This window comes from Streptomyces uncialis (assembly GCF_036250755.1).
GTDB lineage: Bacteria > Actinomycetota > Actinomycetes > Streptomycetales > Streptomycetaceae > Streptomyces > Streptomyces uncialis.
Genome location: NZ_CP109583.1, coordinates 3287295 through 3307905 on the forward strand (window position 1 = coordinate 3287295; position 20611 = coordinate 3307905).

The following is a 20611-nucleotide window of genomic DNA, read 5'->3' on the forward strand; positions in this document are numbered from 1 at the left end:
TGTCGAAGCCGTCCACCCCCCACAGGAGGACGGCTTCGCCACGCCCGCAGCACGACCGTCGACCGAAGGCGAGGAAGCCTCGTGTCAGATCACGTCATATCCATCATCGCGCTAGCGCTGGTCTTCACCATTGCCACATTCACGTCCGTGCACATGGGAGCGCTGGCGATCGTCGCCGCCTTTCTGGTCGGCAGCCTGTTCGTCGGACAGACCTCCGACGACATCTTCGGCGGCTTCCCCGGCGATCTGTTCGTGGTGCTCGTCGGTGTCACGTTCCTGTTCGCCATCGCCAAGAACAACGGGACCGTCGACTGGCTGGTCCATGCCTCGACCCGCGCCGTACGCGGCCGGATCGCCCTGATCCCCTGGGCGATGTTCCTGGTCACCGCGGTGCTCACCGCCGTCGGGGCGGTCGTCCCCGCGGCCGTCGCCATCATCGCGCCGATCGGCATGGGATTCGCCGCCCGTTACCGGATCAATCCCGTCCTGCTCGGTCTCTTCATCATCAACGGAGCCAGTGCCGGGGGATTCTCCCCGATCAGCATCTTCGGCAGCATCACCAACGGGGTCGTCGAGCGGAACGGCCTGCCGGGGAATCCGACGCTGCTCTTCGTCAGTTCCTTCCTCTTCAATGTGCTGCTCAGCCTGGTCGTCTTCTTCATGTTCGGCGGCAGGTCGCTCATCGGCCGCCGGGCGGGCGCCCCCGGCGACCTCCCCCAGGACGGCGGCGAGCCCACCGGCCCGCCGCCGCACGGGGACGGCGTACCGGAGACCCGCCCGTCCGGCGGCACCCCCGTACCCGCCGGGGTGGGCACGGGCCCCAAGGGCGGCACCGCGACCCTGCGGAGCCCGGCGCCCGTCACGCCCCTGCCGGACCCCGCCGCGGACGAGGCCCGGCTCGACCGGGTCAAGGTCCTCACGCTGCTCGGGCTGCTCAGCCTGGTCGTCGGCGCCCTGTTCTTCGACCTGAACGTCGGACTGCTCTCGCTCACCGTCACCGTCGTGCTGTCCCTGCTGTCCCCCGCCTCCGCCAAGGGCGCGGTGGACCGCTGCGCGTGGTCCACCGTCCTGCTGGTCTGCGGGATCGTCACCTTCGTCAGCATGATGGAACGCATCGGCACCATCGACTGGCTCGGGGAGAGCGTCGCCGGGATCGGCGCGCCGCTCATCGGGGCGCTGCTGATCTGCTTCATCGGCTCGGTGGTGTCCGCGTTCGCCTCGACCACCGGCATCCTCGGCGCGCTCATCCCGCTCGCCGTACCGTTCCTGCTGGCCGGGGAGGTGGGCGCGGTCGGCATGGTGATCGCGCTGGCCATCTCCTCGTCGGTGGTGGACTCCTCGCCCGTGTCCACCTCGGGCGCCCTGGTCACCGCCAACGCCCCGGAGGGCCGCCGCGACGAGGTGTTCAAGCGGCTGATGGTCTGGGGGATGAGCATGGCCGCGGTGGCGCCCCCGGTGACGTGGCTGCTGTTCGTGGTACCCGGCTGGCTGTGAACCGGCCCCGGCCGCTCCCCGGACGTCCGTGCCGGGACGCCCGGGGAGCGGCCGGGACACCCTGCCCGAACGGGTGGCCGTGACCCACACGATCCAGGTGGATAGCCCTGGCCGACGATCTGGACGGGATCCCGTGGCCCACCGGTCCGGTCGGGTGGCCGTGGCCGACGATCCGGACGGAGGACCGTGCAGCCCCGGCCCGGACGGGTACCCGTGACCCACGGCACCGGACGGCCGGCCGTGGCCCGCCCCAGGGGCACACCGGCTGCCCCGGAAGCACATCGGCCGCACCGACCGCCCCGCGAGGCACCGAGCGCCCCTCGGCGTCTCGCGGGGCTCCCGTCCGTCAGCTCCCGGGGCCCTGCTTCGGCAGCGGCTTGCCGTACCACAGCTCGATCAGCCGGGCCGCGATCGAGATCCCGTACGGCGGCAGCACCTCGCCGGAGTCGAACGCGGCGCTCAGCTCGTCCCGCGAGAACCAGCGGGCCTCCGAGATCTCGTCCCCGTCCACGACGATGCCCGTCGAGGTCGCGCGCGCGATGAACCCCAGCATCAGGCTCGACGGGAACGGCCACGGCTGGCTGGCGACGTACTCGACCTCGCCCACCGTGATCCCCGACTCCTCGCGCACCTCGCGGCGCACCGACTGCTCGATGGACTCGCCCGGCTCGACGAACCCGGCGAGCGTCGAGAAACGGCCCTCCGGCCAGTGCATCTGGCGGCCCAGCAGCGCCCGGTCCTCGTCGTCCGTGACCAGCATGATCACGGCCGGGTCGGTACGCGGGTAGTGCTCGGCGCCGCAGGCCGGGCAGCGGCGGATATGGCCCGCGGCGGCGATGACGGTGCGTTCGCCGCAGCGCGAGCAGAAACGGTGCATCCGCTGCCAGTTCTCCAGCGCGACGGCGTGCACCATCAGGCCCGCGTCCCGGGGCCCCAGCAGATGACCGGCCTCCCGCAGCCCCGCCGGCCGCGCGGACTGGTCCATCCGGCCCGGCAGGCTGTCCTTCTGGAGCGCGAAGTAGCTGACCCCGTCCTCGTCCGTGCCCAGGAAGTAGCGGTGGGCCTCGGTCAGCGGCGCCTCGAAGGACGGCGTCGTCACCAGCTCGGTACGGCCGTCCGGGGTCTCGTCGATGAGGACCTGGCCGCCGCAGACCACGAAGACCCTGGTCGACGGGTGGCTCCAGGCGGCGGCCAGCGACGCCTCGTCAAGGCGCAGATGGGCGGCTCGGTCGATACCGCTGGGCGCGGTCAGCGGCAGCGGATGATCGGCGCAGCGATCGGTCCAGGTGGTCACAGGTGCTTCCATCTCCCCCGGTGGAACGGATGGGTCGGCGGGCGGTTCAGCGGGACGTACGGCGGGACCCGGCGGCGCGCGGCAGGACCCGGCGGTGGGGAGCGGACCCTTCGGTGTGCCCCCGGACGGCCCCGTGGGGTGCGGCCGCCCGCGCGCGGGGGGCGCCTGCGCGGGGGGCGTCAGCGCGCATCACGCCAGTTCTCCGCGAGGTCGCCCCACAGATGGGCGGCCGTCTCGACCCCCTTGAACAGCAGGTCCAGCTCCACCTTCTCGTCGGGCGCGTGCCAGCCGTCGGAGGGGATGGAGATGCCGAGGAACAGTACGGGCGCCCCGAGCACGTCCTGGAGGTCGGCCGCGGGTCCCGAACCGCCCTCACGTGTGTAGCGGATCTCCCGCTCGAACGCCAGACCCATCGCCCGCACCACGGAGCGCAGCGCCGGGTGGTCCAGCGGCGTCAGACAGGGGCGGGTGGCGGCGCCGAAGACGATCTCGTGCCGGATGCCGGCGGGCAGGGTCGCGGCCACCCACGCGCGGACGGCGTCCTCGACGCGGTCCGGGTCCTGCCCGGCGACCAGCCGGAACGACAGCTTCAGCATGGCCCGCGCGGGGATGATCGTCTTGCCGCCGGGGCCCTGGTAACCGCCGCCGATGCCGTTGACCTCGGCGGTGGGCCGCGCCCAGAGGCGTTCCAGGGTGGTGTGCCCGGCCTCCCCCAGGGTGGCGTGCGACTTCGCGGTACGCAGCCACCGCTCCTCGTCGAAGGGCAGCTCGGCGAAGAGCCGCCGCTCACGGTCGGTCAGCTCCACGATGCCGTCGTAGAAGCCGGGCACCGTCACGCGCGCGTGCTCGTCGTGCAGGGCGGCGACCAGCCGCGCGGCCTCGGTCGCGGGATTGGGCACCGCGCCGCCGAAGGAACCGGAGTGGATGTCCTGGTCGGGGCCGAACAGCTCGATCTCGCAGTCGGCCAGACCCCGCATCCCCGTGCACACGGTGGGGGTGTCGGCGGCCCACATACCGGTGTCGGAGACGATCACGGCGTCCGCGGCGAGCCGCTCCGCACGCTCCTCGACCAGCGCCCGGAAGTGCGGCGAGCCCGACTCCTCCTCGCCCTCGACCAGCAGCTTCAGATGGACGGCCGGCGCGGTGCGTCCGGTGGCGGCCAGATGTGCGCGCACCCCCAGGGTGTGGAAGAACACCTGCCCCTTGTCGTCGGCGGCCCCGCGCGCGTACAGGCGGCCGTCCTGGAACACCGGCTCGAAGGGGTCGGTGGCCCAGCCGTCCGCGCGGTCGGCGGGCTGCACGTCGTGGTGGCCGTAGACCAGGACCGTGGGGGCCCGCGGGTCGTCGGACGGCCAGTGGGCGAAGACGGCCGGGGCACCGGGGGTCTCCCAGACCTCGACGGCCGGGAACCCGGTGTCCTTCAGTGCGGCGGCGAGCCAGTCGGCGCTGCGCCGCACGTCCCCGGCGTGCTCGGGCTGCGCCGAGACGGAAGGGATGCGCAGCCAGTCGCCCAGATCGGCGAGGAAGGCGTCGCGGTGGCGGTCGATGTACGTACGGACGGCGCTGACGGCACTGTCAACGGGCTTGCTCATGATGTCGAGCCTATCCGCCCACCGGGGCGGACTCGTCCGGTGGTTCCGTGAGCACGGGCGGGGGGCCACTGTCGCCGCTCAGCAGCCGCTCCAGCTCCGCCCGCCCCGGCAGCCTCCCGGGCCGTACGGTCTCCCCGCTGCGCACATGGAGGAACACCGCCGTGACCGACTCCAGGGGCACCCCCCGCTGCTCGGCCCAGGCCAGCCGGTACACCGCGAGCTGAAGCGGATCGGCGTCGCGCCCCCGGCCCGTCTTCCAGTCGACGATCTCGTACGTGGTGTCCGCGCCCTCGCCCTCGCGGTACACGGCGTCGATGCGGCCCCGTACGACCCGGCCCGCGAGGTCCAGCTGGAAGGGGGCCTCGACCCGGTAGGGGGTGCGCCGGGCGTACGGGGTGCGCTCGAAGGACGCCTTCAGCGCCTCCAGGTCGCGTTCGTCGGCGATCTCCGCCTGTCCGCCCGGGAGGTCGTCCGGCTCCAGCAGGGGCAGCCGCAGCTCCTCGTAGCGGGCCTCGACCCACGCGTGGAAGCGGGTGCCCTGGCGGGCGGCGGGCTGCGGCGGGCGCGGCATCGGGCGGGCCAGCTCCTGGGCGAAGCCGTCGGGGTCCGCCGCGAGGTGCATCAGCTGGGAGGCGGTCAGGGACGGCGGGACGGCCACCTCGGTGACGCCCTGCCGGGCCCGCAGCAGCTCACCCGTGAGGGCGTCCAGATCACGGTCCCAGGAGGCGATCGACCGGGCTTCCTCGGGGGTGAGCCCGGGGGCGCCGGTCCGGTCGTCGGTGGCGGGGGCGTCCGTGGCGGGGCCGGCGGGGGTGTCCGTGGCGGGGGTCGGGGCGTCCGTGCGGCCAGGGTTGCCGGGGGCGGTGTGGCCGTGGTCGGCGGGGGCGGTCTGCTGGGCGGGCACGCGCGCGTGGGGGGCGTCGGGCAGGGGCCGCCCGGCGGTCGGACTCCCGGCGGTCGCGGGGCGTTCCGTGGACCAGGAGTCCCAGTCGGCGGTGTCCTCGGGGAGGCCCTCCGGGTGGGGCGCGTGGGCGTCGTCCGGGGGGACCTCCTCGGGACCGTACGGGTCGTGCGGCTCGTGGGTCTCGTAGGTCTCGTGGGGGTCTTGCGGCTCGTACGGGTCGTCCGGTTCCGCCGGGGGCGGGGGGGCCGCCGGGTCGTCGGGATAGGTGGCCGCGGACGGGTCCCGGGGGCCGGTGGGGGTGCCGGGGGCGGGGCCGCGCGCGGGAGGGCCGCCGGGGGCGCCGGACGGGGTGTCCGTGAGGCGGGCGAGGTGGGCGAGGACCGTGTCCGCGGCGGCACGGCGGCGGGCCAGCGACACCGGGTCCAGGGGCAGCGGCCACGCCTGGTCCGCGGAGGCGGCGGCCAGGGCCGGGTTCTCGTCGTCCTCGCCGGGCTCGTCCGCCCATGCCTCGATCTCGCCCTGACCGGCGGCACAGTGGCCGTACAGGGCCCGCAGGAAGTCCGAGGGGCCCCGGGTGCGCTTCTGGGAGGGGCCCCACCAGTGCCCCGAGCCGAGCAGCAGGGAACGGGGACGGGTGAAGGTGACGTACCCGAGGCGCAGTTCCTCGGTGTGCTGGTGGGCCTTCATGTCCTCGTGGAACGCCTTGAGGCCACGCGCGTCCCACTCGGTGACATCGGGCAGGGTGTCGGCGTCCCCGCGCAGGGAGTGCGGCAGGACCTTGCCCTGCGCGGTCCACTTCTCACGGCCCTGGGCGCTGGGGAAGGTGCCCTTGACCAGGCCGGGTACGGCGACGACATCCCATTCCAGGCCCTTGGACTTGTGGGCGGTGAGCACCTTGACGGTGTTCTCACCGCCGGGCAGGGAGTTGTCCAGGCCCTTCTCGTACTGGACGGCCGTACGCAGGAACCCGAGGAACGCGAGCAGGCCCGCCTCGCTGTCGTGCGACGCGAAGGAGGCCGCGACATCGAGGAAATTGGCGAGGGTCTCCCGGCGGCGGGCGGCCAGCGCGTGCGGTGAGGCGGACAGCTCGACCTCCAGACCGGTGACCGTGAGGACACGGTGCAGCACGTCCATCAGGGGGTCGGCCAGGGAGCGGCGCAGATCGCGCAGTTCGGCGGCGAGCCGCGCGAAGCGCACCCGCGCGGCGGACGAGAACGGCAGTCCGTCGTCACCGGTGTCCGTGGGGTGTTCCAGGAAGGTGTCCAGGGCGTCGGCGAGGGACACCACCTCGGAGGGGTCGACACCTTCGACCGCCTCGGCGAGACGGCGTCCCAGGTCGGCCGCGTCGTCGTCGGCCACGCGCGCGTGGCGTACGAGCAGCCGGGCCCGCCGCCCCAGCAGGGCGAGGTCGCGGGCGCCGATCCGCCAGCGGGGGCCGATGAGCAGGCGCACCAGGGACGCGTTGGCGCCGGGGTCCTGGAGCACCTCGCAGACGGCGATCAGGTCCGCGATCTCCGGCAGATGCACCAGCCCGGACAGGCCCACGACCTCGACGGGCACGTCCCGGGCGACCAGCGCGCCCTGGATGCGCGCGAAGTCGGCGGCGGTGCGGCACAGGACGGCGATCTCCCCGGGCGGGGTGCCCGTGCGCACCAGGTGGGCGAGGGAGTCGGCGATCCAGTCGATCTCCTCGGCGTGGGTGTTCAGCAGGGCGCAGCGGACCATGCCGTCGTGTTCGGCGCCGGGGGCGGGCCGCAGGGCCTCCACGCCCGCGTGCCGGGCCCGCAGGGGCTCCGCCAGACCGTTGGCGAGGTCGAGGAGGCGTCCGCCGCTGCGGCGGTTCTCGCTGAGCGACTGGCGGGCGGCGGGGCTGCCGTCGGCGTGGGCGAAGTGTTCGGGGAAGTCGTCCAGGTTGGCGACGGACGCCCCGCGCCAGCCGTAGATCGCCTGGCAGGGGTCCCCGACGGCGGTGACGGGGTGGCCGGTGCCCTCGCCGAAGAGGCCGGACAGCAGGATGCGCTGGGCGACGGAGGTGTCCTGGTACTCGTCGAGGAGCACCACCCGGAACTCGTCGCGCAGGATCGTGCCGACCTCCGGCCGGGTCCGCGCGAGGGTCGCGGACAGCGCGATCTGGTCACCGAAGTCGAGGAGGTCCTTCGCGCGCTTGGCCGCGCGGTAGTGACCGACCAGCTCGGTCAGCTCACGCCGGGCGGCGGCGGCCTCGGGGACCTTGCGCAGATCGGCGTTGGAGAGCTTCGCGCCCTCCAGCGCGCGCAGCAGCTCGGCGTCGTGCGCGCGCAGCGCGTCGGGCCGTACGAGGTGCTCCGCGAGGTCGGCGTCGAGGGCGAGGAGATCGCTGACGAGGTCGGGGAAGGAGCGGGTCAGCGACGGGTAGGGGCCCGGCGCCTCGCGCAGGACCCGGGCGGCGAGCTGGAAGCGGGTGGCGTCGGCGAGCAGCCGCGCGGTGGGCTCCAGGCCGATGCGCAGCCCGTGGTCGGTCAGCAGCCGCCCGGCGAAGGCGTGGTACGTGGAGATCACGGGCTCGCCCGGCGGATTGTCCGGGTCGTGCCCGTCGGGGTCGGTGACACCGGCCCTGACCAGGGCCTTGCGGACGCGCTCCGCGAGTTCCCCCGCGGCCTTGTTGGTGAACGTCAGCCCGAGGACCTGCTCCGGCGCGACCTGCCCCGTACCCACGAGCCACACCACACGGGCGGCCATCACGGTCGTCTTGCCGGACCCGGCTCCGGCCACGATGACCTGCGGCGCGGGCGGCGCGACGACGCACGCCATCTGCTCCGGGGTGAAGGGGATGCCGAGGAGCTGCTTGAGCTGCTCGGGGTCGCTGATACGGGCGGACACACCCAAAAGGCTAACGGCGCCCACCGACAGCCCCGACCGATCGGGTACGGCACACGGCCGGGACCCGGCTCCACGCGCGATGGCCCACCGGCGGCGCGGTACCGATCGCGTCCGACGCCCCCGCACGGCCGGTGGACCGGGGCAGGACCGCAACCGGGGGGTTGGGCGCCGGGGGCGCCGGGAACCGGGCCCCGGGCGCCGTCACTCCACCACGTGCCGCCCCTCCGGCCGGGCGCTGCACGAGGCGCGGAACGCGCAGTGACCGCAGTGCTGCCCGGGGCGGGGCGAGAAGCGCTCGTCCAGGACCTTGCCCGCGGCCGTGGCGAGCAGGTCCCCGATCCACTCCCCGGACAGCGGTTCCTGGGCCTGCACCTTGGGCGCGCTCTCGCCGCCGTCCTTGCGGGCGGCGGGCTGCCGCAGCTGGACGAGTTCCGCGCCGCCCGTCGGCGGGGCCGTACCGCCGAAGGCGTCGTCCACGGCTCCCTCGGTGACGGCGAGCTGGTAGACGGCGAGCTGGGGGTGCTGGGCGACCTCCGCCGCGGAAGGGGCGTGCTTGCCGGTCTTGAAGTCGACGACATACGCGCGTCCCTCGCCGTCGCGTTCCACGCGGTCCATGGAGCCGCGGATGCGTACCTCGAAGGACCCCGCCTCCAGGGTGACGTCGAAGTCGTGCTCACTGGCGACGGGGGTGCGGCCCGCGCGGTCGGTGACATGCCACTGGAGGAAGCGTTCGAGCGCCACGCGCGCGTGCTCCTTCTCCTGGGCCGACTTCCAGGGCGCGTCGAAGGCGAGCGCGTCCCACACCGAGTCGAGGCGTTCCATGAGGACGGCGAGATCGGCGGGGGTGCGTCCGGAGGCCACCTCGTCGGCCAGCACATGCACGACGTTGCCGAAGCCCTGCGCGGCGGTCGCGGGCTCGTCGGCCTTCACCTCACGGCCGAGGAACCACTGAAGCGCACAGGTGTTGGCGAGCTGGTCGAGGGCGCTGCCCGACAGGGCCACCGGCTTGGCGCGGTCCCGCAGCGGGACCACGCTGTCGGTCGGCTCGTCCATGCCCCACCAGCGGTACGGGTGGGCGGCGGGCACCAAGGGGCGGCCCTCACCGTCGTCCAGGGCGGCCAGCCTGGCCAGCCGACGGGCGGCGGCCTCCCGCAGCGCGGCCGAGACCCGGGGGTCGACGGTGGTGGCGCGCAGCTCCGCGACGAGCGCGGGCACCGACAGCGGACGGCGCGGGCGGCCCGACACGTCCCTGGGCTCGACCCCGAGTTCGGTGAGGAACCGGGACGGCTGGTCGCCGTCGTCGGCGGGCGCCTTCACCGCGGTGACGACGAGGCGTTCCCTCGCGCGCGTGGCGGCCACGTAGAACAGCCTGCGTTCCTCGGCGAGCAGGGCGCCCGGGGTGAGCGGTTCGGCGAGACCGTCCCGGCCGATGCGGTCGGCCTCCAGCAGCGAGCCGCGGCGCCGCAGGTCGGGCCACAACCCCTCCTGCACCCCGGCGACGACGACGAGCCGCCATTCCAGGCCCTTGGCCCGGTGCGCGGTCATCAGCCGGACCGCGTCGGGGCGCACCGCGCGCCGGGTGAGGGTGTCGGCGGCGATGTCGGCGGCCTCGGTCTCCACGAGGAAGTTCAGGGCGCCCCGGCCACCGGTGCGCTCCTCCGCGCGGGACGCGGCGGCGAAGAGCGCGCAGACGGCGTCGAGGTCCCGGTCGGCGTTGCGCCCTGAGGCCCCGCCCCGGCGGGCGGCCCGCTCCAGGCGCTGCGGCCACGAGGTGCCCTCCCAGAGGTCCCACAGGGCCTCCTCGGCGGTACCGCCGCCCGCGAGACGTTCACGGGCCTTGCGCAGCAGCGCGCCCAGCCGCTGCGCCCCGCGCGCGTAGGCGGGGTCGTGGACGGCGAGGCGCTCCGGCTCGGCGAGCGCACGGGCCAGCAGCACATCGGAGGGCGGCGGGACCGGGCGGCCCCCGGCCCGCTCCTCGTCGCGCAGGGCGCGCCCGAGCCGCCGCAGATCGGCGGCGTCCATACCGCCGAGCGGTGAGGCGAGGAGGGTGAGCGCGGTCTCGGTGTCGAGCCAGCCGCCGTCCGCCACGGGGCCGCTCCCCGGCACGGACATCCCACCGGAAGGCACCGGCACCTCGCCCGCGGTCGCCTCGCTCCCGGGTACGTCGTCGGCAGGCGACTCGTCCACAGACATCTCGTCCGCAAGCGGCTCACCCACAGGCGCCTCGTCCACGGATGCGTCGCCCGGGGGCACATCGCCCGCAGCCGCCTCGCCCGGGGGCACCGGTTCGGCAGGCACCGCTTCGGCAGGCACCGCTTCGGCGGGTGCCCCTTCGGCGGGTGCCCCTTCGGTGGTCGCCCCGGACGCCGAGGGGTCGGCCGTGGGCGCCCCGACGGTCGCCTCCGCGACCGCGCGCAGGGCCAGCAGCAGCGGCGCCACCGCGGGCTCGTGCCGCAGCGCCAGATCGTCACCGTCGATGTCGAGCGGTACCCCGGCCGAGGTCAGGGCGCGCCGTACGGCGGGGATGCTGCGGGAGCCCGCGCGGACCAGGACGGCCATGTCCCGCCAGGGCACCCCGTCCTCCAGATGGGCGCGGCGCAGGATGTCGGCGACATTGTCGAGTTCCGTACCGGGCGTCGGGTACGTGTACACCTCCACCCGGCCGCCGCCGCGTACCGGTGTCAGCTCGCGGTGGGCGCGGACCCGGTCGGCGGGGAGCCGGGTGAGCGGCATGCGCTGGGTGAGGAGCCGGGTGGCGTCGAGCAGGGCGGCCCCGGAGCGGCGGGACGTCCGCAGCACCTCCACGCGCGCGGGGGTGCCGTCCGGCTGCCGGAAGGCGTCCGGGAAGCCGAGGATGCCGTTCACATCGGCGCCCCGGAACGCGTAGATCGACTGGTCGGGGTCACCGAACGCGAGCAGGGTGCGTCCGCCGCCCGCGAGCGCGTCCAGCAGCCGGACCTGCGCGGGGTCGGTGTCCTGGTACTCGTCGACGAACACGGCGTCGTACTGCGTGGCCAGCGCCGCCGCGATCGGGGGCCGGCGGGCGAGCAGGACCGCGCGGTGCACCAGTTCGGCGTAGTCGATGACGCCGTGGAGGTCGAGCACATCGAGGTAGTCGGCGAGGAATGCCGCCGCGGCGCCCCAGTCGGGCCGCCCGGTGCGGGCCGCGAAGGCGCCCAGGGCCTCGGGCGCGAGGCCCAGCTCACGGGTCCGGGCGAGGACCGCGCGCACCTCGTCGGCGAAGCCCCGGGTGGTCAGACAGGCGCGCAGCTCGTCGGGCCAGCGCACATGGCGCAGCCCCGCGCGTTCGAGGTCGATCTGTCCGGCGAGGAGCTCACGCACCGTGACGTCCTGCTCGGGCCCTGACAGCAGCCGCAGGGGCTCCGCGAACAGCTCGCTGTCCTGATGGGCACGGACGAGGGCGTAGCAGAACGAGTGGAACGTCGTGGCCCGGGGGGCGCGGGCGGCGCCGATCCGCAGGGCCATCCGGTCCCGGAGTTCGACGGCGGCCTTGCGGCTGAAGGTGAGCACCAGCATGCGCGCGGGGTCGTCGCCACGGGCCACGCGCGCGGCGACCGTCTCCACGAGGGTCGTCGTCTTGCCGGTGCCGGGACCGGCAAGGACGAGGAGCGGTCCGCGCCCGTGGTCAACCACCGCGCGCTGCCCCGCGTCCAGACGAGGGGGGTCCACCGGTACCGGCGGGGTACGCACCAGCCGGTACGCGCCCGGGCTCCCCTGCCGCGCACGGGGGTGCGGCAGGCGCCTGGTGGTGGAGGAGGAGCTCACGTGGTTCGCCGGTCCTGGTGGTCGTGCTGATGGGCGTGCCGCCACGCGCGCGGGGCGGTGGCCCTGGTGGGTGGGGGACGCTGCTGACGGATGACGACGCTACGCCCCCCGGTGCGCGGACGGGTCCGCCGCCGGAATCCGGGGGCGGGGCCCCGCCGCGTGGCCGACGGGCGAGGCGCGGGCGCGCGGGGCCGCGTGGGCACCCCGGAAAGCCCTTGCGTCACGCACGGTGTCCACGAACCGAACGCGCCCGCGCGGCGGAACGTGCCCCGGCACCCCCGTACGGACCCGCTGTCGCCCGTACGGGGGAGTCAGGGCGGAAGCCGGCAGGTGTGCGTCCGACGGCGTCATTCCCGTGGGTGTCCGTCCCAGCGTGCCTGGCGCATGTCCAGGCGCGGCAGATGCCCCTGGGCCGCGCGGCTCACCACGCGCAGCGGGGTGCCCTCGGCGCGGTACCGCTCCAGGGCCTGAAGTTCATGGCCGGGCAGCAGCGTGCCGTCGGAGCGCACGACGCGCCACCAGGGCACCGCGCCGCCGTACAGGGCCAGCACCCGGCCGACCTGTCGGGGTCCGCCCTCCTCCAGCCACTCCGCGACATCGCCGTATGTCATCACCCGGCCCGCCGGGATCAGCTCGGCGACATCGAGGACCCGCTCCGCGTACGGCGGGTACTGCGGTGGTTGGTCCGCCGAACGGCTCTCCTCGCTCATCCGTCCTATCCTGCCCCACACCACCGACAGTGCGCCGGAGCGGGAACGGAAGGCGCACCACACCGACGGAAAGCGGGTGAGAAGGGCCCTCGGTCGCCGTATTGCACCCTGATGCCCCCCTCTGTCGGAGAGGCATGCCAGGATCGTGCGGGCGGTGACTGGTGATACGAGAAGAAGAAGACGCGGCGGAACGGCAGGGCGCGCACCCCGAAGGCGCGGGCACCCCTGTCGGGTCGGCGCGCCCTGACACCGGAGAACGGCCCCTGAAGGCGCACAAGGATTCCGACGAGACCCCGACCACCGACGCAGGGACACCCGCGCCGGGCACGTCGTCGGTCCCCGAGCCGGGCGAGGCGCCGAAGGACCCGGCGGACGGCGGGGGCACACCGGTGCGCTCCCCCGGCGATCCGGCGCGGCTCACCCCGGAGGGCCCCGCCGACCCCGACGACCTGCTGGAGGCCGCGGCCGACACCTATGCCGACGAGGTCGAGGGCGACGAACCGCTGCTCCCCGCGCGCGTGCACCGCCCGTCGGACCTGATGCGGCTGCTCGTCGGGGCGCTGGCCATCGCGGTCGTGCTGTCGATCGCCGCGTTCGCGCACGGCACGACGTCCGGGCTCGAACAGGACATCAGCAAGGGCACCGACGAGGCGCCGGACCTGCTGATCAAGTTCGCGGGTCTGGCGTCGAGCATCGCGGTGCTGCTGGTGCCGGTCGCCTTCGCCGTCGAGCGGCTCATCAAACGTGACGGTCTGCGGATCGCCGACGGCGTCCTCGCGGCCGTCCTCGCGCACGGTGTGACACTCGCCACGGATCTGTGGGTCGCCCAGTCGGCGCCGACGTCCATCCAGGAGGCGCTGACCCAGCCCTCGCCCGCCGACATCCACGCCCTCACGGACCCGGTGCACGGCTATCTGGCACCGGTGATCGCCTATATGACGGCCGTGGGGATGTCCCGCAGGCCGCGGTGGCGGGTCGTGCTGTGGGTGGTGCTGCTGCTCGACGCGTTCGCGATGCTCGTCACCGGCTACACGACCCCGTTCTCGATCATCCTGACGATCCTGATCGGCTGGACGGTCGCCTACGGCACGCTCTACGCCGTCGGGTCGCCCAATGTGCGTCCCACCGGCCAGACGCTGCTGGCGGGCCTGCGCAGGGTCGGGTTCCACCCGGTGGGCGCCGCGCGCGAGGAGGCCGGTGGCGACACCGACAGCGTGGACCGGGGCAGACGGTACTTCGTCACCCTGGAGGACGGTCCACCGCTGGACATCACCGTCGTCGACCGGGAGCAGCAGGCACAGGGGTTCTTCTACCGGGTGTGGCGGCGGATGACGCTGCGCGGGATCACCACCCGCCGCAGCCTCCAGTCGCTGCGCCAGGCGCTGGAGCAGGAGGCGCTGCTCGCGTACGCGGCGATCGCCGCGGGCGCCAACGCGCCGAAGCTGATCGCCACGTCCGAGCTGGGCCCGGACGCGGTGATGCTCGTGTACGAGCACACGGGCGGACGTTCCCTGGACTCGCTGCCCGACGACGACATCACCGACGCCCTGCTGCACGACACCTGGTGCCAGGTGCAGGCCCTCCAGTCACGCCGGATCGCGCACCGCAGACTCGCGGGCGACGCCATCCTGGTGGATCGTTCCGGCACGGTGATCCTGTCCGATCTGCGCGGTGGTGAGATCGCCGCGGGTGACGTGGTGCTGCGGATGGACATCGCGCAGCTGCTGACGACGCTGGGGCTGCGGGTGGGCGCCGAGCGTTCCGTGCGGTCCGCGGTGGCGGTCCTCGGGCCGGACGTGATCGCCGACTGTCTGCCGCTGCTCCAGCCGATCGCGTTGACGCGCACCACGCGCGGGACGCTGCGCAGGCTCGCGCGCGAGCGTGCCGAACGTGAGCGCGAGGCCGTACTCGAAGCGTCCAGGGCGGCCAAGCAGGAGCGTCTGGAGGCCGCGGCGGCCGATTCCCGGCCCCCGGAGGCCACCGCGCCCGCCGCGCCGCCCACAGCGGCGTCCGAGCCCACCGGCACGGACCACACGCCCACCGGGCCGGAGCACACGCCGGACGGCACGGACCACGCGCCGGAGCGCGCCTCGGACGGGCCGCGCACGGTGCTCGACAAGCTCGCCGCGCACGAGAGGGCCGAGCGCGACGAGAAGGCCGCGAAGAAGGCCGTACGGGCGGAGCGGCAGGCCGAGAAGCGCGCGCTGGACGACGCGATGGAGGAGGCGCGCGAGGAGGACCTGCTGACCCAGATCCGCCACCAGGTGCTGCGTATCCGTCCGCAGGCCCCGGTGGAACCGGCGCGGCTGGAGCGCATCAGGCCGCGCACCCTGATCAGCTTCATCGCGGGTGCCATCGCCGCGTACTTCCTGCTGTCGCAGCTCACCCACTTCGAGTTCGCGACGCTCATCGAGGACCCGCAGTGGGGCTGGGTCGCCGCCGCGGTGCTGTTCTCCGCCCTGAGCTACTTCGCCGCCGCGATGAGCCTGCTGGGCTTCGTACCGGAGCGGGTGCCGTTCCTGCGGACGGTCGGCGCGCAGGTCGCCGGGTCGTTCGTGAAGCTGGTGGCGCCCGCGGCCGTCGGCGGGGTCGCCCTCAACACCCGCTTCCTCCAGCGGGCCGGGGTGCGTCCGGGGCTCGCGGTCGCGAGTGTGGGGGCCTCGCAGCTCTTCGGGCTCGGCGCGCACATCCTGCTGCTGCTGTCGTTCGGCTATCTGACGGGCACGGAGAAGACGCCGTCCCTGTCGCCGTCCAGGACGGTCATCGCGGGGCTGCTGACCGTCGCCGTGCTGGTCCTCGTGGTGACGTCGATCCCGTTCCTGCGGAAGTTCGTCGTCACGCGCGTGCGGTCGCTGTTCGCCGGGGTGGTCCCGCGCATGCTGGACGTGCTCCAGCGTCCGCAGAAGCTGGTCACCGGCATCGGCGGGATGCTGCTGCTGACGGCGTGCTTCGTGATGTGTCTGGACGCCTCGATCCGGGCGTTCGGCGACGAGACCACGTCACTGAGCCTCGCCAGTGTCGCGGTGGTGTTCCTCGCGGGCAACGCGCTGGGATCGGCGGCACCGACCCCGGGCGGCGTGGGCGCGGTCGAGGCGACCTTGACGTTCGGTCTGATCGCCGTGGGCCTGCCCAAGGAGGTCGCCGCCCCCGCGGTCCTCCTGTACCGGCTGCTGACCTTCTGGCTGCCGGTCCTGCCGGGCTGGCTGTTCTTCAACCACCTCACCCGCAAGGGCGCCCTGTAGGCCGTTTCCGAGCCCGTGCCGGTGCGCGCACCCCGCCCACCGGCACGGGGTCACCCGCACGGCCCCCGTCCCGCGCGCCACACGCGCGGGAACCACAGGATGGGAGCATGCCCAAGCCTCTGCCTGTGCGTGCCGCAGCGCTCGCCGCGACCGCCGTCCTGCTGTCCGCGTCGACCGCCGGATGCGGTGGCGACGACACCAAGGACCGCAAGGACCCCAAGGCCGACGATCTGACGGCACAGCGACTGACGTGGAAGGACTGTCCCGCCCCGGCCCAGTCGGAGGGCGGCGGACCCGCGCCGTCCCCGCTGCCGGACGGCGAACTGTGGGAGTGCGCCACCCTGAAGGCACCCCTCGACTGGGGCGACCCGGACGGCGACACCATCGGCATCGCCCTGATCCGCGCCCGCACCAGCGGCACGGACGGTGAGCGCATCGGCTCGCTGATCTTCAACTTCGGTGGCCCCGGCGGCTCCGGCGTCACCACCCTGCCCGCCTTCGCCGGCGAGTACGAGAAGCTGCGCACCCGCTACGACCTGGTCAGCTTCGACCCGCGCGGGGTGGGCCGCAGCGCGGGCGTGAAGTGCGAGGACGACGAACAGCTCGACGAGTACTTCCAACAGGACGCCACCCCGGACGACACGGCGGAGCAGCGCAAGCTCGTCGACAACACCCGGGCCTTCAACGCGGCCTGCGAGGACAACTCCGCGCGCGTGCTCCCCCGGGTGCGCACCACGGACGCCGCCCGGGACCTGGACCTGATGCGCCAGGTGCTCGGCGACGACGAGCTCCACTACTTCGGCATCTCCTACGGCACCGAGCTGGGCGGCGTCTACGCGCATCTGTTCCCGAAGAACGTCGGCCGCGCGGTGTTCGACGCGGTGGTCGATCCGACGCAGGACCCGGAGCAGGGCGCGCTCGGCCAGGCGCGGGGCTTCCAACTGGCGCTCGACAACTACGCGAAGGACTGCACCTCCCAGGTGGAGGACTGTCCCGTCGGGGACACCGCGCAGGACGTGAAGGACCGGATCGCGAAGCTGCTCGCGGACCTGGAGAAGAAGCCGCTGCCGGGGGTGTTCCCGCGTGATCTGACCCAGACCGCGGCCACCGGCGGCATCGCGCAGTCGCTGTACTCCAAGGACTTCTGGGAGTACCTGACGGAGGGTCTCCAGCAGGCGTACGACGGCGACGGGAAGATCCTGATGACGCTGTCCGACTCCATGAACGGCCGGAACCAGGACGGCCGGTACAGCAATATCCAGGCCGCGAACGTCGCCATCAACTGCGCCGACGACAAGCCGCGCTACACCCCGGACGACGTCGTGTCACGGCTGCCGCGGTTCCGCGCCGCGTCCCCGCTGTTCGGGGACTATCTGGCCTGGTCGATGGTGAGCTGCACGGACTGGGCGGTCGCGGGCGCCGCCGACCATCCCGACGTCAGCGCGCCCGGCGCGGCACCGATCCTGGTCGTGGGCAACACCGGTGACCCGGCCACCCCGTACGAGGGCACCCGCAAGATGGTCGACGCGCTCGGCCCCGGCGTCGGGGTGGAGCTGACGTACAAGGGCCAGGGGCACGGCGCCTACGACAGCGGCGATCCATGCGTCCGCGAGGCGGTGGACGGCTATCTGCTGGACGGGAAGGTCCCGTCGTCGGGCACGGTCTGCCCCTGAACGCCGACCGGTCCGCGGACGGCCGTCCGGCCCCGCCCGGGACCCGGCGGACCGCCCTGACGAGGGCATGATCGGAGTTGTCCACAGGGTCCGACGGGGCCCGGCGAGGTCTGCCTACTATGGCCGGACAGCTCGTGGAGGGGGAAGATCATGGCCCGGTACGTACGGTCGGCGGCGCTGCTCGCCGCCGCCGTGTTGCTCGCGGGATGCGGCGACGGCTCCGGCGGCAAGCCGGACGGTTCGCCGTCCGAGGAGCGGGCCTCGTCCCGGCCCCCCGCGCCGGCCGACACCGCGGGCGGCGAGCTGCCGGCCGCCCTGACCGGTCAGCGGCTCAGCTGGAGTGCCTGCCCGGAGACGGATTCCGAGCCCGCTCCGGACGACTCCTGGCGGTGCGCCGATATGAAGGCCCCGCTGGACTACGGCGATCCCGGCGGCGAGACGGTCGACATCGCGCTCATCCGGACCACCGCGAAGGACGAGGGGGACCGGATCGGTTCCCTGATCTTCAACTTCGGCGGTCCGGGCGGGTCGGGTGTGTCCATGCTCCCCGCGTTCGCCCCCGGCTACGACGAACTCCAGCGGCGGTACGACCTGGTCAGCTTCGATCCGCGCGGGGTCGAGCGCAGCGAGGGGGTGCGCTGCCGGGCGGACCAGGAGATCGAGTCCGCCGAGGCGGTCGACCTCACCCCGGACGACAGCGCCGAGGAGCGGGCGTTCCTCAAGGACGCGGCGGACTTCGCGGCGGGCTGCGAGCGCGCCGCCGGGAAGGTCCTCCCCCATGTGTCGACCGACGACACGGCCCGTGACCTGGATCTGATGCGTCAGGTCCTGGGCGACGAGAAGCTGCACTACTTCGGTATCTCCTACGGCACCCAGCTCGGCGGGGCGTACGCGCATCTCTTCCCGAAGCGGGTGGGGCGCCTGGTGTTCGACGCCGTGGTGGACCCGACGGCCGACGGGATGTCCCAGGCCAAGAACCAGACCCGGGGCTTCCAGCGCGCCCTCGACAACTACTTCAGGGCCCAGGGCACGGACCCGGCCGAGGGCACCGCGGGGATAGTGGATCTGCTGAAGCGGATCGACGCGGAGCCGCTGTCCACGTCCGGCGAGCGTGAGCTGACGCAGACACTCGCGATCACCGGCATCGTGATCACCCTCTACAGCGAGCAGTCGTGGCCCTCGCTCACGGACGCGCTGAAGGCCGCCGAGGACGGTGACGGCACGGAGCTGCTCACCCTCGCGGACGCCTACAACGAGCGGGACGGATCAGGCGGGTACAGCGCGCAGAGCCACGCGCAGCGCGCGATCTCGTGCCGGGACTCCAAGGACCGCGGAACGCTGGAGCAGGCGCGCGCGGCGCTGCCGGAGTTCCGTGAGATCTCCCCCGTGTTCGGGGACTTCCTCGGCTGGGACACCGCGGGCTGGTGCCATCGCTGGCCGGTCCCGGGTCTCCAGGAGACCGCCGAGGTGAGCGCGCCGGGAGCGGCGCCGATCCTGGTCATCGGCAACACCGGTGACCCGGCCACCCCGTACGAGGGCGCGGGCCGGATGGCCGTCGGCCTGGGCGAGGGTGTCGGGGTGCTGATGACCTGGAAGGGCGAGGGCCACGGGGCGTACGGCAACGGAAGCGATTGCGTGGACAGCGCGGTGGACGCCTATCTGCTGGACGGCAGACCGCCCAAGGAAGGCACGTCCTGCTCCTGACCCGGGCGGACCGCTCCGGAGCCGGACATCGCCTTCCCCGTGCCGGACATCGAGTCCCGTGCGGGGGGGGGACCGTTCCCGGGCCGGACGCGGAAGGTCCCCCGCGCCGTTCGGCGCGGGGGACCTGGGAACCCGGTGAGGGAAGGCTCAGTAGACGGGCTTCTGGGGCTCGATCTGGTGCACCCAGCCGATCACTCCGCCGCCGACATGCACGGCGTCCGAGAAACCGGCGGACTTCAGCACGGCGAGGACCTCCGCACTGCGGACACCCGTCTTGCAGTGCAGGACGATCTTGCGGTCCTGCGGCAGGCTCTCCAGGGCGGTGCCCATGAGGAACTCGTTCTTCGGGATCAGCTTGGCGCCCGGGATGGAGACGATCTCGTACTCGTTGGGCTCGCGGACATCGATGATCTCGATGCTCTCGCCGTCGTCGATCCACTCCTTGAGCTGCTTGGGAGTGATCGTCGAACCGGCCGCCGCCTGCTGGGCCTCCTCGGACACGACACCGCAGAAGGCCTCGTAGTCGATGAGCTCGGTGACGGTGGGGTTCTCGCCGCAGACGGCGCAGTTCGGGTCCTTGCGGACCTTGACCTGGCGGTACTGCATCTCCAGGGCGTCGTAGATCATCAGTCGGCCGACCAGCGGCTCACCGATACCGGTGAGGAGCTTGATCGCCTCGGTGACCTGGATGGAACCCACGGACGCGCACAGCACACCGAGTACGCCGCCCTCGGCGCAGGACGGCACCATGCCCGGCGGCGGGGGCTCCGGGTAGAGGCAGCGGTAGCAGGGGCCGTGCTCGCTCCAGAACACGGACGCCTGACCGTCGAAGCGGTAGATGGAGCCCCAGACGTACGGCTTGTCGAGCAGCACACACGCGTCGTTGACGAGATAGCGGGTGGCGAAGTTGTCCGTGCCGTCCACGATCAGGTCGTACTGGCTGAAGATGTCCATCACGTTGTCGGCTTCGAGCCGCTCCTGGTGCAGGACGACGTTCACGTACGGGTTGATGCCCTTGACGCTGTCCCGGGCCGACTCCGCCTTGGAACGGCCGATGTCCGCCTGGCTGTGGATGATCTGCCGCTGGAGGTTCGACTCGTCGACCTCGTCGAACTCCACGATGCCGAGTGTTCCGACGCCCGCCGCGGCCAGGTACATCAGCGCGGGCGATCCGAGTCCGCCGGCGCCGACCGCCAGCACCTTGGCGTTCTTCAGCCGCTTCTGCCCGTCCATCCCGACGTCGGGGATGATCAGGTGGCGGGAGTACCTGCGAACCTCGTCGACGGTGAGCTCAGAAGCTGGCTCTACCAGGGGTGGCAGCGACACGGGGACTCCGTTGGTCGGTATTTCGGA

General features: G+C 73.4%; 10 protein-coding genes. 4 read left to right on the forward strand and 6 right to left on the reverse strand.

Annotated elements, in window-relative coordinates; all coding sequences use genetic code 11:
* Positions 1 to 81 precede the first annotated feature (81 nt).
* Positions 82 to 1494: an SLC13 family permease gene (locus OG711_RS13370; RefSeq protein WP_329559334.1), complete on the forward strand. Its 1413-nt coding sequence runs from the start codon at positions 82 to 84 to the stop codon at positions 1492 to 1494.
* Positions 1495 to 1840: 346 nt separating this feature from the next.
* Here OG711_RS13370 and nudC read toward each other — a convergent pair whose 3' ends face one another.
* The 5 genes from nudC to OG711_RS13395 all read right to left on the reverse strand — a co-directional run bounded on the left by nudC (position 1841) and on the right by OG711_RS13395 (position 12639).
* A complete protein-coding gene (nudC, locus tag OG711_RS13375) occupies positions 1841 to 2800 on the reverse strand; it encodes an NAD(+) diphosphatase (protein WP_178390945.1) in 960 nt (319 codons plus the stop codon).
* Between the two features lie 167 nt (positions 2801 to 2967).
* Positions 2968 to 4380, reverse strand: coding sequence for a dipeptidase (locus tag OG711_RS13380; RefSeq protein ID WP_073784697.1), 1413 nt, complete (start codon positions 4378 to 4380; stop codon positions 2968 to 2970).
* A gap of 10 nt (positions 4381 to 4390) precedes the next feature.
* Complete coding sequence (locus OG711_RS13385; protein ID WP_329559335.1) at positions 4391 to 8143, reverse strand: UvrD-helicase domain-containing protein; 3753 nt, start codon at positions 8141 to 8143, stop codon at positions 4391 to 4393.
* 201 nt (positions 8144 to 8344) lie between these two features.
* Positions 8345 to 11929 (reverse strand): ATP-dependent helicase, encoded by a 3585-nt coding sequence (locus OG711_RS13390; RefSeq protein ID WP_329559336.1) that lies wholly within the window; start codon positions 11927 to 11929, stop codon positions 8345 to 8347.
* Between the two features lie 347 nt (positions 11930 to 12276).
* On the reverse strand, positions 12277 to 12639 hold the full coding sequence (locus tag OG711_RS13395; RefSeq protein ID WP_073784691.1) for an MGMT family protein: 363 nt from the start codon (positions 12637 to 12639) through the stop codon (positions 12277 to 12279).
* Between the two features lie 449 nt (positions 12640 to 13088).
* On the opposite strand from OG711_RS13395, the gene OG711_RS13400 reads away from it, so the two are divergent.
* The 3 genes from OG711_RS13400 to OG711_RS13410 all read left to right on the forward strand — a co-directional run bounded on the left by OG711_RS13400 (position 13089) and on the right by OG711_RS13410 (position 19258).
* Positions 13089 to 15881: a lysylphosphatidylglycerol synthase transmembrane domain-containing protein gene (locus OG711_RS13400; protein ID WP_405674854.1), complete on the forward strand. Its 2793-nt coding sequence runs from the start codon at positions 13089 to 13091 to the stop codon at positions 15879 to 15881.
* A 107-nt stretch (positions 15882 to 15988) separates the two neighbouring features.
* On the forward strand, positions 15989 to 17554 hold the full coding sequence (locus OG711_RS13405; protein ID WP_073784687.1) for an alpha/beta hydrolase: 1566 nt from the start codon (positions 15989 to 15991) through the stop codon (positions 17552 to 17554).
* A 150-nt stretch (positions 17555 to 17704) separates the two neighbouring features.
* Positions 17705 to 19258: an alpha/beta hydrolase gene (locus OG711_RS13410; RefSeq protein ID WP_329559337.1), complete on the forward strand. Its 1554-nt coding sequence runs from the start codon at positions 17705 to 17707 to the stop codon at positions 19256 to 19258.
* Between the two features lie 147 nt (positions 19259 to 19405).
* Here OG711_RS13410 and moeZ read toward each other — a convergent pair whose 3' ends face one another.
* Positions 19406 to 20584 carry an adenylyltransferase/sulfurtransferase MoeZ gene (gene moeZ, locus OG711_RS13415; protein ID WP_073784683.1) on the reverse strand — a complete coding sequence of 393 codons (1179 nt, stop codon included), beginning with the start codon at positions 20582 to 20584 and terminating at the stop codon, positions 19406 to 19408.
* Positions 20585 to 20611: the final 27 nt, after the last annotated feature.

Bases quoted from the DNA above. Each gene is read 5' to 3' on its own strand.
- nudC (WP_178390945.1), bottom strand. From the start codon at position 2,800: ATGGAAGCACCTGTGACCACCTGGACCGATCGCTGCGCCGATCATCCG.
- OG711_RS13380 (WP_073784697.1), bottom strand. From the start codon at position 4,380: ATGAGCAAGCCCGTTGACAGTGCCGTCAGCGCCGTCCGTACGTACATC.
- OG711_RS13395 (WP_073784691.1), bottom strand. From the start codon at position 12,639: ATGAGCGAGGAGAGCCGTTCGGCGGACCAACCACCGCAGTACCCGCCG.
- OG711_RS13405 (WP_073784687.1), top strand. From the start codon at position 15,989: ATGCCCAAGCCTCTGCCTGTGCGTGCCGCAGCGCTCGCCGCGACCGCC.
- OG711_RS13410 (WP_329559337.1), top strand. From the start codon at position 17,705: ATGGCCCGGTACGTACGGTCGGCGGCGCTGCTCGCCGCCGCCGTGTTG.